Source organism: Paenibacillus thalictri (assembly GCF_004307995.1).
Lineage (GTDB): Bacteria > Bacillota > Bacilli > Paenibacillales > NBRC-103111 > Paenibacillus_AF > Paenibacillus_AF thalictri.
This window is the reverse complement of sequence record NZ_SIRE01000013.1, coordinates 148555-163615: the sequence shown is the minus strand read 5'-3', so window position 1 is coordinate 163615 and position 15061 is coordinate 148555. Positions and strand designations below refer to the sequence as shown.

General features: G+C 48.7%; 11 protein-coding genes. 2 read left to right on the top strand and 9 right to left on the bottom strand.

Annotated elements, in window-relative coordinates; all coding sequences use genetic code 11:
- Nucleotides 1–95: 95 nt before the first annotated feature.
- Nucleotides 96–3341 (bottom strand): bifunctional diguanylate cyclase/phosphodiesterase, encoded by a 3246-nt coding sequence (locus tag EYB31_RS19340; RefSeq protein WP_131015051.1) that lies wholly within the window; start codon nt 3339–3341, stop codon nt 96–98.
- A gap of 181 nt (nt 3342–3522) precedes the next feature.
- Between EYB31_RS19340 and EYB31_RS19335 the strand changes: the two genes are divergently transcribed.
- Nucleotides 3523–4173: a response regulator transcription factor gene (locus EYB31_RS19335; RefSeq protein ID WP_131015050.1), complete on the top strand. Its 651-nt coding sequence runs from the start codon at nt 3523–3525 to the stop codon at nt 4171–4173.
- 10 nt (nt 4174–4183) lie between these two features.
- On the opposite strand, the gene EYB31_RS19330 is transcribed toward EYB31_RS19335, so the two are convergent.
- From EYB31_RS19330 to EYB31_RS19315, 5 genes are all read right to left on the bottom strand, one after another.
- Nucleotides 4184–6088, bottom strand: coding sequence for a PAS domain-containing sensor histidine kinase (locus EYB31_RS19330; protein ID WP_131015049.1), 1905 nt, complete (start codon nt 6086–6088; stop codon nt 4184–4186).
- A 200-nt stretch (nt 6089–6288) separates the two neighbouring features.
- Nucleotides 6289–7557 (bottom strand): beta-N-acetylhexosaminidase, encoded by a 1269-nt coding sequence (gene nagZ / locus EYB31_RS19325; protein ID WP_240762595.1) that lies wholly within the window; start codon nt 7555–7557, stop codon nt 6289–6291.
- A gap of 110 nt (nt 7558–7667) precedes the next feature.
- On the bottom strand, nt 7668–7790 hold the full coding sequence (locus tag EYB31_RS40945) for a DUF6254 family protein (protein ID WP_240762593.1): 123 nt from the start codon (nt 7788–7790) through the stop codon (nt 7668–7670).
- Nucleotides 7791–7917: 127 nt separating this feature from the next.
- Nucleotides 7918–8526 carry a nitroreductase family protein gene (locus EYB31_RS19320; RefSeq protein WP_131015048.1) on the bottom strand — a complete coding sequence of 203 codons (609 nt, stop codon included), beginning with the start codon at nt 8524–8526 and terminating at the stop codon, nt 7918–7920.
- Nucleotides 8527–8864: 338 nt separating this feature from the next.
- Nucleotides 8865–10499, bottom strand: a complete 1635-nt coding sequence (locus EYB31_RS19315; RefSeq protein ID WP_131015047.1) for a DHA2 family efflux MFS transporter permease subunit — start codon at nt 10497–10499, stop codon at nt 8865–8867.
- Between the two features lie 230 nt (nt 10500–10729).
- Between EYB31_RS19315 and EYB31_RS19310 the strand changes: the two genes are divergently transcribed.
- A complete protein-coding gene (locus EYB31_RS19310) occupies nt 10730–11308 on the top strand; it encodes a TetR/AcrR family transcriptional regulator (protein ID WP_131015046.1) in 579 nt (192 codons plus the stop codon).
- A gap of 139 nt (nt 11309–11447) precedes the next feature.
- Here the strand turns inward: EYB31_RS19310 and EYB31_RS19305 are convergent, their stop codons facing one another.
- The 3 genes from EYB31_RS19305 to EYB31_RS19295 form a co-directional block, all read right to left on the bottom strand.
- Nucleotides 11448–12362 (bottom strand): carbohydrate ABC transporter permease, encoded by a 915-nt coding sequence (locus tag EYB31_RS19305; RefSeq protein ID WP_131015045.1) that lies wholly within the window; start codon nt 12360–12362, stop codon nt 11448–11450.
- Between the two features lie 18 nt (nt 12363–12380).
- Nucleotides 12381–13352 carry an ABC transporter permease gene (locus tag EYB31_RS19300; protein ID WP_420819456.1) on the bottom strand — a complete coding sequence of 324 codons (972 nt, stop codon included), beginning with the start codon at nt 13350–13352 and terminating at the stop codon, nt 12381–12383.
- Nucleotides 13353–13448: 96 nt separating this feature from the next.
- Nucleotides 13449–14990 (bottom strand): ABC transporter substrate-binding protein, encoded by a 1542-nt coding sequence (locus EYB31_RS19295; RefSeq protein WP_131015044.1) that lies wholly within the window; start codon nt 14988–14990, stop codon nt 13449–13451.
- Nucleotides 14991–15061 lie beyond the last annotated feature (71 nt).

The following is a 15061-nucleotide window of genomic DNA, read 5'->3' as shown; positions in this document are numbered from 1 at the left end:
TCCTATCCAGACCCGCGGCAAAAAAAGGCTCCTTCCCCATCAGGGAAAGAGCCTTAATGAAAGAACATGATGGATACATCCGAGCAGCCCAGCTTTTAATATCTTTTGGCTGCGCCGTAACGCATGAGTTTGACCACTTCATCTTCCGGCAGCGGCCTGCTGTACAAGAAGCCTTGCACTTCCTCGCATTGATGGCGTTTTAAATAGTCCAGCTGATCTTCCGTTTCAACGCCTTCCGCAATAACGTGAAGCTTTAACGTATGACACAAGGTGATGATCGTCTGTACGATCGCCTGATCGCCCGGATCGTCCGACAAGTCTTTGACAAAAGATTGATCGATTTTGATTCTGTCGATGGGCAGCTTTTTTAAGTAGTTCAGGCTCGAATAACCGATGCCGAAATCGTCAAGCGAAATACGGATTCCCATCGCTTTAAGCTGGTTCAAAATGTGCATGGTCATATCCGGATTGTCCATGACCATACTTTCCGTCAGCTCCAGCTCCAAATATTCGGGAGGCAGCCCTGTCTCCCATAATACACGGGATACAAAATGCACCAGATCCGGCTGCCGGAATTGCAGCATAGAAAGATTAACGGAAACCCGAACCGGCGCAAACCCTTGATTCATCCACGATTTTGCACGTTCGCACGCCTGTTTGAGCACCCATTGATCCAACACAGCGATAAGTCCCGATTCCTCGGCCAGAGGAATAAATTGAGAGGGCGGAATATTTCCCCACTCCGGATGTTTCCAGCGAACCAGCGCCTCCACACCGATCAATTCTCCTTTGACCGAATTGTATTGGGGCTGGTAATGGATGTGCAGTTCCCCATTTTGAACGGCTCTCCTTAAGCTGATCTCCAGCGACATCATGTCCGGCGCAACGGTTTGCTTCTCTTGCTCCAGCGCATAGATTTGGTAGTTGTTTTTCCCTAATTCTTTCGCCTTGTACATGGCCGTGTCGGCGCGACGGATCAGCAGTTCTCCATTATCCCCGTCTTGCGGATAATGGCTGATGCCAATGCTGACGGTGATATACAGCTCATGCCGCTCGATGAAAAACGGCGAGGTCAACGCCAAGATGATCTTCTGCGCAATAACCGAGCTTTCCCGAATATCTCTCAGATCGGGAATTAAAATAACGAACTCGTCGCCGCCTACCCTTGCAATCGTATCGGTGGAACGCAGGCTGTTTTTCAGACGCCGGGCGACATCCTTGAGCAGTAAATCCCCCACCGAATGGCCAAATGTGTCGTTGATCCGCTTAAACCGATCCAGGTCCAGAAACATAATGCCAACGCTGTGATGATTACGGGCGGCCCTTCGGAAGGACTGTCCGATACGCTCATTCAGAAGCAGGCGGTTGGGCAGGTCGGTGACCACATCGTGATACGCCTGATGTTGTATTCGCGCTTCGAGCTCTTTCTCAATCGTGATATCTTTAAATAAAGCGATGTAATACGTGAGGCTGTCGCCTTTATCTTTCACTTCTTTAATGGTAATCGATTCCAGATAAATCTCGCCGTTTTTTCTTTTATTCCAGATTTCGCCCTTCCAGCTTCCCTTATCTTTAATGACAGTCCACATATGGCGGTAAAAGTCGGCATCATGCCGGCCGGAGCTTAACAACCTTGGCGTTTGACCGATAATTTCCTCTTCGTCATAACCCGTAATCGCGCTGAAAGCTGGGTTGACAAATTGAATCACTTGCTTGCTGTCCGTAACCATAACGCCTTCCGTAATATTCTCGAATACTTTTGCGGCCAGGTTGTTTTTATATTCCGCCATCTTCATGTCGGAAAGATTGCGGGCAATCGTGGAATAATACAAAACCTCATTTGCTTCGTTTTTATGAGCGACAATGACCTGATGAACCGGGATTTCATCCCCGGAGGCTCCAATCAGCGCAATCTCGCCGTTCCAAGTGCCGCAGCGCTTTGCCATGGGTATGCTTTCCTCCAGCAGAACGGCTTGCGCCCAAGCCGGATACATCAGCCTGATATCGATTTTGGCGCTTTCATCAAGCCCCAGGATGTCTCTGGACGCCCTATTCAGATAGCGTGTTTCTCCGGCGGCCGAAGCGATGGCTACAAAATCGGAGGTTGCCTCCAAAATGGAAATCAGCCGTTCCTGGGATTGCTGAAATTCGATCCGATCCGAAACGTCTTGGAAAACAAGAACAGTTCCCGTTACGTCGCCGGATTCGCCAATCATCGGAGCAATGCTGTATTCTACCGGGACTATTCGTGACTGGCGTCTATCCGTCAAGTCAACTTCCCCCGCAAGCACACCGCTGGAACGTCTGGAAAAGATGCAGCTGTAAACCGGATGAACCTCGCGTTTCATCTTAAACACCTCTTCCACCGGACGGGAAATCGCCTCTTCACCGGTACGCTGAAGAAACCGCACCGCAGTCGGATTCATGTACGTAACACATCCATGCTCGTCCGTAATGACAATCCCGTTATAAATGCTCTCCAGCGTCGTAAATAAACGGTCCCGAATATCGCGGATTTCCCGTTCCGAACGCTTCAGCATTTGATAAGGGATTTTGATTTGATCCCATAAGATAGAGATGAAAATCATAATGTAAGAAACCAGCTTGCAGACGTGGCTGAAAATAACCGGCGCATCGGTGACATGATGAGAGATGGACATGGTTATCTCGCCCATCATGCATATCGCCATCGCCCAAAAAAACAAATAGTTGCGGTAACGGTTGCTTCCCGGTTGACAGATCAATGCCGCAACCGCACTGATGCCGTATAACCCGATAATCGTATATTCTAGTACAACTTTAAACAAGGTTACCCCTTGACCGGCTATATAAGTTAGCGGAAACCAAGCAGCATTGCCAAGAATCAGCCAATACGCCACGGAGGTGAAGAGCAGTGCTGCGGCAAGAGCGATGTAACGGTCCCCATATCGTATACAAGTTCTCCAACGGACCCATGCAACGCACAAAAATGAAACTGCGGCGACAAAACGGGCGGCAAGCCAGAACATCACCGACTGACGCAGGTCAATGGACGGAGGGAACACAGCCATCCCTTCATACGACAGCATATGACCTAGGTCTAATAGCCCAACACATAAAAACAACGACGAGAATGCAATGATGTTTCTGCTTTGCTCTTTCACATATGAAAACCAGCCGATGACAAAAATCATCATGGAAAACAAAACGGCAAGCAGCTCCGTAATCGTATGTGCTGCCAGATTAAATCCGCGCGGGACTTGAAGGTTTGGCAGCAAATACGACATGTTCAGCAATACGATCAACCCGGCGAGATGCAAAAAAAGCTTAGCCCGCGATATGGGCATTGGAATATGTATCATAATTCTCCTCAAAGTAGATCCTTTTGGTTTGATTTGAAATACATAGTTCTATAGTACCACTCGAACGAAGAAAGGTTAATAGGGATAATCCCCATAACGGACAACTACCTGCTTTAAATGTCGATAAATGTATAATATAATCTGAATATCTGGAAGTTTGAATGATCGGAGAGGGAAAGATATGCCAATTAGGGTAATGCTGGTAGACGATCATGCCGTGCTTCTGTCGGGGTTATCGATGTTAGTTAATGCACAGGAAGATATGACCGTCGTCGGTATGGCTGGCAACGGATCCGAAGCTTTCGAGGCCGCCATGCGCCTCAAGCCCGATGTAATTATGATGGACATCAGCATGGCCGGGGAAAACGGCCTGTCCGCCACGTACCGGCTCAAAACCGCTTTGCCCGAAACCGAAATTCTCATTCTGACGATGTATGACGACAGAGATTTGCTTTTTAATGCTATCAAGGCAGGAGCAACGGGTTATATTTTAAAAACAGCGCAGCAAATGGAAGTCATAAGTGCAATTCGCGCGTTGTACCGCAACGAGACTTATTTGTATCAGCAGGCTGCAAAAGAACTGATCGGACCGCTGCTCGAAAAAATGAAAAACGGCCAGCAGCCAAGCGAATTCTCCTCTCTAACTCAGCGCGAATGCGACATCGTCTCCCTGCTCGCCAAAGGTTATTCCCACAAGGAAATCGCGTATTCCCTGTATATTTCCGTAAAAACCGTAGAAGCGCATAAAGCGAAAATCATGAAAAAGCTGCAATTGCATACACGGCAAGAGTTGGTCAGTTACGCGTTTAAGCACGGTCTGCTGCATTTCTGACCAATCTTCCTTATGCCTCCTCTTGCGCGGCGGCTCCCGGAGGCAGAGGGATCGCCGCTGTCAATTTGGTGCCGCAATGGGACCCCGTGTACATGTGGAAAGTTCCGTTTAAAGCGTTTACCCTTTCTTCCATATGGCGTAATCCCATTCCCACTCCCACGTTTTTCTTATCGATCCCCCGTCCGTCATCCCAAATTTGAATCCGGAGCTCGTTTTCCTCCCAGCTCAAGATGATCTCAATCCGGGTTGCTTCGGCATGTTTGATCGCATTGCTTAAGCCTTCCTGTACGATTCGATAGAGATGAATTTCCGTATTCGAGTCAATGCCGCGTGTTGCGGCCTGATGAACAAAACGGATGTCCATATGAGGGTAAGCAAGCTGGTAAGAACGAACTAAATGTTGGATGGAAGCCGCAAGCCCGAGATGCTCCAGCAGCTGCGGCCGCAGACGGAACAACTGCGAACGGATTTCGACGATGGCGCCGTCAAGCTGCTCCAGCATACTCTGAATCAGCTCGTCGTATGGCATGACTTCCGGTTTTCCGCTTAATGTGTGTAAATTGATCGATACAAAATAGAGCGACTGCCCGATATGATCGTGAAGCTCACGGGCCAGCGCAGTCCGTTCTTTTTCCTGCGCTTCCAGCGTTTTCTGAATAATGACTTTGGACAATCTGGCTTCCTCTTCCGCTCGAATCACCGATAAATCTCTCGCCACCAGCGAATAATACTGGATGCGATCGGATGGATCCTTGTGAGCGAGAATCGTCTGGTATACCGGCAGCAGCTGATAGTCCTTCCGCAGAAATACAGTCTCCCCGCTCCAGCTTCCTTGCTTGGATGCCTTGTCCAAAGCTTCGCGCCGGATCAGCGTTCCCTCCCACTTTGGGTACAAATCGGTTAACAACATGCCGGTCCCTTCGTTTTCATCCGTGAAACCGAGCATTTTTTTCATAAAAGTATTCAAATATAACAGCTTGCCGTCAACGTCGGCCATGCCGATATAATGCTCCGTTTCCTCCAATATCGAAATCAGCCGGTTATTCATTTCGGCAGCTTGTTTGTTCGCCGTAATATCCTTGGCGATCATCATTTGCGCCGGTTCTCCGCGATAATTTACCGTCACCAGATGGGACTCCACCGCCATGTGCTTGCCCGTACGGCACAACATGACGATTTCCGTAAGCTTTTTTGTGCGGGAAACGCTGTATAACTCATCGCGATATTGCAGATCAACCAATTCATCCATAGAGACATTCCATGTTTCCTCTTCCGCGGCGAAGCCCAACATAGCGACAGCAACCTTGTTCATAAACCGGATACGCGGGCCTTGGTGCACAATGACAATATTAGGCGAATGATCAAGCAGAAATCGGTAATCGGCTTCGCTTTTTCGCAAATCTTGCTCCAGCATTTTTTCCTTGGATATGTCGAGGGCAACCCCTAGATGTCCGGTTATTTCCGACCGCGCGTTTCGAATCGGCATGACGATCAAGGTGACGGGAATCAGAGTCCCGTTCTTATGGATGTAGGTCCATTCTTTTTTCTCCGCTTTCCCTTTATTGGACGATTCCACAAATACGTCAAACCCTTCCACTTTTCTGCCTAGTTCGGCGGACAGTTCTCTTCCGCGTATAATGACCTCATCGGGATCGTGGAATAGATAAGGGGTGCTTATGCCGATGAGCTCTTCAGCCTTGTAACCGAGCATTTTTTCCGCGCCGCTGTTAAAAAAAGTAATCGTCCCCTTAAGATCTGTCGCAACAATGGACAACTCGGACGCGGCCTGAAGTATTCCCTTCCATCGTTGTTCAAACGGAATTGCTCTCGTGTACAAAATAAACAAAAGAACAACCGAAGTGCCGAAGGTTATGGCCAGCCCGCTTGCGAGAACGTATACAAGATACTGCGGCATAAGCTCAGTCCTTTATGATAATGGGGAATTTCCCATTTTTTGTTTCCATCATAAAGTCGTTTCCTGTAAAATTCAGTGATCTTCGTCACTTGTGCATCAGCCCGACGCAGCTTTGAATGATTGAGCATTCCCATTCAATGCAAATGATGGAACAAAAAAAGGACAGATCAGCAGGCATGAAGCCTAAGATCTATCCTATCTTATTTGCTTAGCAGCTCGCGGATATGTTTATTGAGAGCAGGGACGTCGGGCATCGAAACCGGCTCATCGGTTAATCCGAAGCCCAGCTTCAGCTTAGCGATTCGATTTACGCTTTCATCGATGGTTTTTTGCGGGATTTTGCCGCTATCCACCGCATCCGCCAGCGCTTCAAGCACCGCTTTTTGCTGCGCCGGGTCGTGTCCCACAAGAACAATGTCCGCGCCGGCCAATACGGCTTGTACCGCCGCGGCGCCGATCGACGCGGTTTTTCCGATCGCCTCCATGGTCATGTCATCCGTGATAACAACGCCTTTATACTGCAGCTCGTTCCTTAAATATTGCCCGATGACAATAGATGACATTGAGCTCGGCGTATTCGGATCCAGCTTGGTCATCAAGATATGGGCAACCATTACCATCGGTGCGTCTTCCTTAATCGCGGCAGCAAACGGTACAAATTCGACCGAGCGCAGCCGCTCCAAATCGTGATCCACTATTGGGAGCCCAAAATGCGAGTCAACGGAAGTATCGCCATGACCGGGAAAATGCTTTACGACAGGAATCACCCCTTGAGATTTAATCCCCAGCATCTCTTGTACCCCCATCTCGCTTACCGTTTGGGCAGTGGTACCGAAGGAACGATCGCCGATAACCGGGTTCGCCGGATTCGTATTCACATCAAGCACCGGGGCAAAATCGGTATTAAACCCGGCCGCTTTCATCGCTTCTCCGAGCGCCGTTCCGACCCGAAACGCATATTTCGGATCGTTTGTATTGCCCACGGACCGGCTGTTCGGAAAAACATCAATATCCTGAGGCAGCCGTGAAACGCGCCCGCCCTCCTGATCCGCGCTCAGAAGCAGCGGCAGCTTTGCTCCGGTTTCGCGATTCGCTTTTTTCAACTCATTAACAAGCTCACTTAACTGCTGCGGCGAAACAATGTTGTTGCCATATAAAATAATCCCGCCGACATGGCGATCGCTGATCATTCCACGGATTTCCTGCTGCATCGCAGCTCCCTCCATGCCAACAAGCACCATCTGCCCGAGCTTTTCCGGCAGGCTCAGCTGCGCGGTTAGTGCTGCGGCAGGGTCGTCGGGCTTGGATGGCTCCTGCACCACAGGTGACTGTCCAGGTGTCGCAGGATGAACAGAAGCCGGAGGCGACGTTAGGGATTCGGGCGTTTCCGTTTGCTTGGGCCCGCATCCGCTTATCATTATCAAACAGCTCATCGCCGCAGCAATAAGCCGGAGGTGCTGTAATCGCATAACAAATCCCCTTTTGGACAAACATACACTTTATCAGTATGCTACCGGAAAACAAAAATAATCCGGCATGTCGCCATGCCGGCTGAATCTACGGGTAAATTTCAGCAGTTTTATTTCGCTGTCGAATCGTTTTCTTCGGTTAGTTCCTTAAACGATTTAATTTTACCGTGCGGGTTTTGCTGCTCCTTGCGGCTTTTCCATGCCGCTTCTTCACGCCGTTTCTGATGGCTCATTGTGATGATCTCCTTTGCATGTATGAATGAATGACGTTATTATGTTGCGACATTCGGTGCCATACTATGTCTGGAAGAAAACTTACATGAGCCGTCTGTTTGACGATCGGCAACGTGCCGCGGGAGATTACAATTTCCCTCTAAAAACGACCTTATCTAAATCCACGCGTGTATTCGGTTCTTCACGTTCACGCATTCCTTCCGGCAGCTTGCTGCGGTCATCCTGATACCCAAGAGCTACCATAGCGTGAAGTTCGTATTGATCCGGAATATTCAGCAGTGTTCTCGCTTTATCGCGGTCGAAACCGCCGATCGCGTGGCTGGCGATACCGAGCAAACTAGCTTGCAGAGCTATATATCCCCATGCGGTACCTGCATCAAAAGCATGGGCGCCGTTAGGGTCGCCGTTCGCTCTCAGCTTATCGGAAGCAACCAGCACAAGTACAGGAGCTTTATCGGCCCAAGACCGGTTGAAGTCGTTCAAAATTTGATGGAACACGTTTAATTGTTCGTCCGTATCGGCTACGATAAACCGCCAAGGCTGATCGTTAAAAGATGACGGCGCCCAATGAGCCGCTTCCAGAATCGCGTTCAGATGCTGCTCCGAAATTTTATCGTTTTTAAACGAACGCGGAGACCAGCGGTTTAGAAATAACGGGGAAACCGGGTATTGTGCTTGACGATTTGCTTTCACTTCCGGAGTTAACTCTGTATCGATTGAACCAATGCTGCTCATGAATGAATCCACCTTTCATTTAGTAACTTATGTTTTGAAATAAAATGACTTCTTATAAGTAACTATAATACAATCAAAAAGACGGCACAAGTAAATAAATGGTAGAGGTTTTCCGATTGTGGAGATGCAGAATCCGCCCCGCCATGTATCTTGCGCGATATGAACAAGAAATAACCATCGGCTGCAGCTTAGCTGCAAAAAAAGAAAAACGGTTACACGACATATTTGCCGCGTAACCATTTTCCATCTTAAACGATTCTTTTTTTGCCTGCTATCGTGGCAACGTAGCGAAGTACTTTGCGTTCTCAAAATGGGGCGTTCAGAGACCTTACCTAAGCCTACGCCTGTACAGGCTCAGAGCCTGGCGCCTCCACTTGGCGCGCCGCTGTTGGCGTTCCCGTATCGGCAGCGGAAGGTTCCTTCGCCGGCTGCTGTTTTTTTCTGGTCCTTAAGAAAAATACGACGGGAATACACAATATAGCGGGAATCGCAGATAAATAAAACGTATCGGAAATGGCCCGAGCCAATGCTTCCTTCTGCATAATGCCAGCCAACACGGATGTCGCCATCCCCGTTGCCGTGCTCATATCGACAGACCACTGATACACTTGCCCGGCCATCCCAGAAATGACATTGTTGGCCACGTAGGAATCGACGGACACACTTTCGTTAATATGCGCGTAGTGGAAAATTTGCCTGCTGCTCATAATGGCCGTAAACAACGCGATCCCCATTGAACCCGCCACCTGGCGGCACACATTGGAAAGCGTCGAACCGTTGCCGATCTGTTGAGCCGACAAGGCGTTCATGCCTGCGGAGGTCAGCGGCATCATACAAAGGCCGATTCCGACGGAACGGATGCACAGCACCACGTTTAACCATTCGTTAGGCGTATCGGTTGTCAATTGATGAAGCTTCAAAGTTGTAATCCCCAGAATCGTTAAACCCGCAACCCCCAGCGGCAGTATGCCGATTTTATCAAACAGCTTTCCCGCAATCGGCATCATCAACGCCATAATAAACGCCTGCGGCATCATCAGCAACCCTGTTTCCATCGCATTCAACGAATGGATGTTTTGCAAATACAGCGGGGTCAAAAATGTTCCGCCCATCATCCCGATCATAACAAGGCACGAAGAGATGACGCTAAACGAAAATTTCATGTTTTTAAAAATCCGCAAATCCAGCACGGGCTGCTTGACGGTAAGTTCCACCCAAAGCAGCAGCATCAAAGAGGACACAGCTACGAACAGCAGACTGACGATAAACAGCGACGTCCAACCCTCCGACTGTCCTTTGCTTAGCGCCAGCAACAAGGAGCCAAAAAACAGGATGGATAAAACCGCGCCGGCCAGATCAAACTTAAGCCCTGTTTTTCTAGGGGACGCTTTCAGCAGAATCTGTCCCATCACCACGGCAAAAATACCGATCGGAATATTAATGAAAAACAGCAGCCGCCAGCTGTAATATTGAATCAAATACCCGCCGAACGTCGGCCCCAGCGCGGGCGCGACCATTGCCGCAACTCCCCATAATCCAAGCGCCATGCCGGTTTTTTCTCTGGGGAAAATCGTGTAGATAATAGCCATCCCGACCGGCATAATAAAACCGCCGGCAATGCCTTGAATGATCCGAAATAATATCAGCGACGATGCGTTCCAGGCCAACCCGCATAAGACAGAGCCGGCGGTAAAACCGGCGACCGACCATATAAAGATGTTTTTATTGCCGAACCGCTCGCCCAAGTAACCGCTCATCGGGATCACCACGGCTGAAGCGAGCATATAAGCGGTAATCACCCATTGAACCGTGCTTACATCCGAACCAAATACAGCCACGAATTTGGTCAGCGCCACATTCATCAGACTGCTGTTCAAAACGGAAACAAACGTGCCTAATACAATGGCGATCAGCGCCAGCCACATGGAGCCGTCACTTTGAGGTTTATTTTCTGCACGGAGAGATTCACTCATGTTCAGCACCCACCTATTCCCACATCTTCATCGACTTAATTTACAACTTGTCGTATAATTTACATCATATAAAGTAGATTATATGAAGAAGGCACATATTTACAAGCAACAGTTCGCGCTGAAATGTAAAGTAATATACAGATCATTCATTTCCGTCGTTTTTTTGGTAAAAATACGACACTTTCCATGAAATTGTAGCTCCCCTTTATAGAAGAAAGGAGGCCATCAAGATGGATTCTACGTCCGGCCGCACAGATCCCCGCATTGTCCGTACGCGGCAGCTGCTCAGGGATGCTTTTGTTGAATTGCTTCAGGAAATGGATATCGAGAAAATAACGGTGAACCGCCTTGCCGAGCGAGCCACTATCAATCGCGTAACGTTTTATTTGCATTATCGGGACATTCCGGATATGGTCGAGAAAATGGCGGATGAAATGATTGGGGACATTTATGCGGTGTTAAAAAAAGCGCCGGCAAATTCGAATTCGCCGGAAGAGGAAATCACAATACTGGTTTATTTGCTTGAGCATATTGCCGAACACGCGACATTTTATAAAGTCATCCTTGCCATGAAACGGACTCCGATCTTTATGGACCGGCTGTTAAAGCTGCTGACGGATTTGATTACGGCCAAAATAGACAGCATGGACGCTTACCTCGCTACCGCCGGCATTCAAAAGGATATCGCCATATGGTACGGCTCTTCCTCCTTAATCGGGACGATTATCGCTTGGCTGCGAAACGACATGCCGTATACGCCGCAATATCTGGCCAAGCAATTTTATATGCTGCGGTCGTCTATGAGGTAGCTGGGGCGGTTGTGTTTGCTTACAACGAAGGCTTCAAGGACAAGCGACCTCGATTTGGCGCAAGCTTATTGTTTAACGAAAAAAACGGGGCTGTCTCCCGGGATAGAACAATCCCTGATCAGACAACCCCGTTTTCAGATTACCCTTTCACCGCGCCGACGGTCAGCCCCTGCACAAAGTAGCGCTGGAAGAAAGGAAACGCAAACACGATAGGACCGACGCCAATAACCGCCATCGCCATACGCACCGTTTCCGTAGGAAAGTTGAATACTGCACCGTTTGCTTGCGCTTCGGCCGCAGCATCTGCGTTTTGGGCAAGGAATTGAATATTCATCAGCGTTTTGTACATCAAGAACTGCAGATTGACATTCCGCTCATCAGAGATGAAGATCAAGCTTAAAAACCAGTCGTTCCAGTAATGCATCGTTTGGAACAAAGCCACGGTAGCCAGCACGGGCAAGGAAAGCGGAATGATGATGCTTGTAAAAATGCGCAGCTCGCTTGCTCCGTCGATTTTCGCCGATTCGATCAGCGCCGCCGGCACGGAGTTGGTAAAGAAGGTGCGCAGCAGCAGGACAAAAAACGCCTGAACGAGATAAGGCACAATCAAAGCCGGCAGTGTATTTTTCAGGTTCAACACCTGGGTGTATACGAGATAAAACGGCACAAGCCCGCCGTTAAACAGCATCGTGAAAAAAACAAACAACGAGAAAAAGTTACGGTGTGGAAAATCCCTCCGTGAAATCGGGTAAGCGTACAGCGACATAATGATGACGCTGAGGATCGTTCCCGCAATGGTCACCAGAAACGAAATCCCGTAGGAACGGATGATTTGCATATAATCTTTGAACAGAAAGCGGTATGCATCCAAACTCCACTGCTCGGGAATAAAGCTGTAGCCATGAATCAATACCTGCTTCTCATCGGAAAAGGACACCGCAACGATCAGCAGCAGCGGCAAAATGCAGCAGCACGTATACAGCCAAAAAATAAGTTGTATGATCAGATTGGAGCGGTTGGAAATGGCGTCGGGGCCATGGTAACGCTTTGCCATAAGTCTAGTTTCTCCCCTTTAGAACAATGCGTTTTCTTTGCTGATTTTTCTGACGATCAGGTTGGAGCCCAAAACCATCAGCAATCCGACAACGGATTGATACAAACCGGCCGCAGAAGACATGCCGATATTACCGGTGACCAAGAAGCTGTTATATACATAGGTATCAATGACTGAGGTTGTAGGATACAGCGCTCCCGCATTCATCGTAGCCTGGAAAAACAAGCCGAAGTCCGCATAAAAAATCCGTCCGATTTGCAGCAGCGTCATCGTGATGATGACGGGAAAAAGCAAAGGAATCGTAATGTTGCGAATTTGCTGCCACTTGGAGGCGCCGTCCAAATATGCGGCTTCATAACATTCGCGGTCAATTCCGACAATCGCAGCCAAATAAATCACGGTATAATAACCCATGTGTTTCCACAGGTTTACAAGCGGCAGGATATAAGGCCAATATTCCGGCTTGGCGTACCATTCCTTCGGTTCCAAACCTAACGCAGGCAGCAGCTTCATATTCATTAAGCCGTGCTCCTGCCCAAGAAAAGCAAACAGCAAAAAGCTGACGACAACCCAAGATAAAAAATGAGGCAAAAACAGCACGCTTTGATGAAACTTGGCCAGCAGCTTGTTCCGCAGCTCATTAAACATAATCGCGAAGGCAACCGGAAAAATCAGGTTAAACACGATAAATACGACGTTATACAGCAGTGTATTGCGTGTGATGACCCAAGCATCGTTGCTGGCAAACAAAAACTTGAAATTGGTTAAACCTACCCAGGGGCTGCCCCAAATGCCTTGCTGATAATTGACGTTCTTGAAAGCAATCAGTACGCCGAACATCGGCATATAGTTGTTAATAAACAGCAGGATGATCGCCGGAAGCATCATGATGTAAAATATCCAATATTTTCGGACGTTGCGTAAAAATGACACTTTGACATGCGATTTGGCGCCGGGAGCCGCGATAGCCCTTTCGACCTGATTCACAATTGTTCTCTCCCTCTATATGCAGCTATCTTCATCATGTGGCGGTGCGATGGAATAGGCCGCAGACCGTTTGCGGCCTATTGAACGATGGCGATGCCGTTATTTCTGTTTGGCGAGATAAGCGTCCAGCTGTTTTTGCTTTTCGGCGATCAATTTATCAAGACCTGCCGCCTTCAGCTTCTCCTTGTATTCCGGCAAAATCTTCTCGGGATCGACGGAACCGGTTTCAATCGATGTGTCGTATTGCTTGCTCAGATTGGCGATGGCCGCTACTTCCGTGCTGACCGGGCTTACGTCAAACGTGAAGCCAAGCGCCGGAGATTGGGTGACATCCGTGTTGAACTGCTTAAACTTGTCCCATTTGTTCGGGTCTTCCGTCGACCAGACGTAATTCAGAAATTGATTGCCTAGCTCCCATGCCGTACCTGTATTATAATCCGAAGTTTTGTCCGTGGATTTGATCACATTGTCGGATACTTTCGTATAATGAACACCTTCGCTGCCGAAGTTGATCAGGTTGTTTAACGTCTTATCCGTATGCAGCAGATTGATGAACTGCATTGCCTTTACTGGATCGCCGGATGTGCTGGAAATCGCCAGTATGGCTCCTGTCGTTTCGCTGGTGGAAAGGGTCTTTTTTGTTACGGCGACTTGTTCCAGCATGCCCTGCATATTGTAAGCAATCGCCAATTCGTCGGCTTTGCCCGGCTTCAGCAAAGCGGGAATCATAAACACTTTGCCGCTTTTCAGAGCGGATAATACGTCCACCGTTGTTGTGGCAGCATCTTTGTTAATTACCCCGGCCAGCATCAATTTACGGGCGAGCGTAACCTCTTTGACATATTCCGGCGTATCGTATTGGCTTAACACCTTGGTTTCTTTCCCGGTCTTGCGAATCACACCCGGTACTTTTCTGTCGCCCATGTAATCCCAATCTTCGGCCGTCCTTGGTGCGGTAATGCCATTAGCCAAATAAAGCGGAGTAATGTCCGGCATTTTTTCCTTTACGATTTTAAGCAAAGCTTCCAGGTCGTCGTTGGATTTGATGTTTTTCACTTGATCCAGAATACCAAGTTTCTCGGCCAAGTCCTTGCGGAACACATAACCCCCTTGGCTGGCCAATTCTTTATTGGTCGGAACGCCGAAGTTTTTGCCGTCAATTTGCGATCCTTTCAAAAAGAGCGGATCCAGCGAATCCGTTATGCCCTTACCGTACTGCTGCAGCAAATTGCCGATTTTCTTGCCGTTGACCGTCAAATTGTCGTCATTGAGCGCTAAAAACGCGCCTTTGCCCACGTTGGTGGCATATCCAATCGCTTGAGCGGTGAAGATGACGTCGACCGGCTCGCGCGAGGCGATCATCAGGTTGGTTTTGTCGTTCCATTGACCAAGGTCGATTTGCTGAATTTCCACCGTTGCGTTGATTTTCGGCTCCAGATATTTATTGACCGCTTCTTGCACCGCCTGCGTATCCTTCTGCGGTGCAGCTCTGTATACCAGCTTTAGCTTGTAAGGTTTGCCGGCGGCTGCGTTGGAATCTGTTTTGCCCGAAGTGGAATTGTCAGGAGCCGGGCTTCCGCAGCCGGTGACGGCGAGGCTTAACACAAGCGCTCCGGCAGCCAATTTGAATAACTTTCTCAAGTGATGAATCCCCTTTCACGTCTGTTTAATTAACACACGGTTCCGTGTTGATACTAAGATTACCACTCGCT

Bases quoted from the DNA above. Each gene is read 5' to 3' on its own strand.
- EYB31_RS19335 (WP_131015050.1), top strand. From the start codon at position 3,523: ATGCCAATTAGGGTAATGCTGGTAGACGATCATGCCGTGCTTCTGTCG.
- EYB31_RS19330 (WP_131015049.1), bottom strand. From the start codon at position 6,088: ATGCCGCAGTATCTTGTATACGTTCTCGCAAGCGGGCTGGCCATAACC.
- EYB31_RS19320 (WP_131015048.1), bottom strand. From the start codon at position 8,526: ATGAGCAGCATTGGTTCAATCGATACAGAGTTAACTCCGGAAGTGAAA.
- EYB31_RS19340 (WP_131015051.1), bottom strand. From the start codon at position 3,341: ATGATACATATTCCAATGCCCATATCGCGGGCTAAGCTTTTTTTGCAT.
- EYB31_RS19305 (WP_131015045.1), bottom strand. From the start codon at position 12,362: ATGGCAAAGCGTTACCATGGCCCCGACGCCATTTCCAACCGCTCCAAT.
- EYB31_RS19310 (WP_131015046.1), top strand. From the start codon at position 10,730: ATGGATTCTACGTCCGGCCGCACAGATCCCCGCATTGTCCGTACGCGG.
- nagZ (WP_240762595.1), bottom strand. From the start codon at position 7,557: ATGCGATTACAGCACCTCCGGCTTATTGCTGCGGCGATGAGCTGTTTG.
- EYB31_RS19315 (WP_131015047.1), bottom strand. From the start codon at position 10,499: ATGAGTGAATCTCTCCGTGCAGAAAATAAACCTCAAAGTGACGGCTCC.
- EYB31_RS40945 (WP_240762593.1), bottom strand. From the start codon at position 7,790: ATGAGCCATCAGAAACGGCGTGAAGAAGCGGCATGGAAAAGCCGCAAG.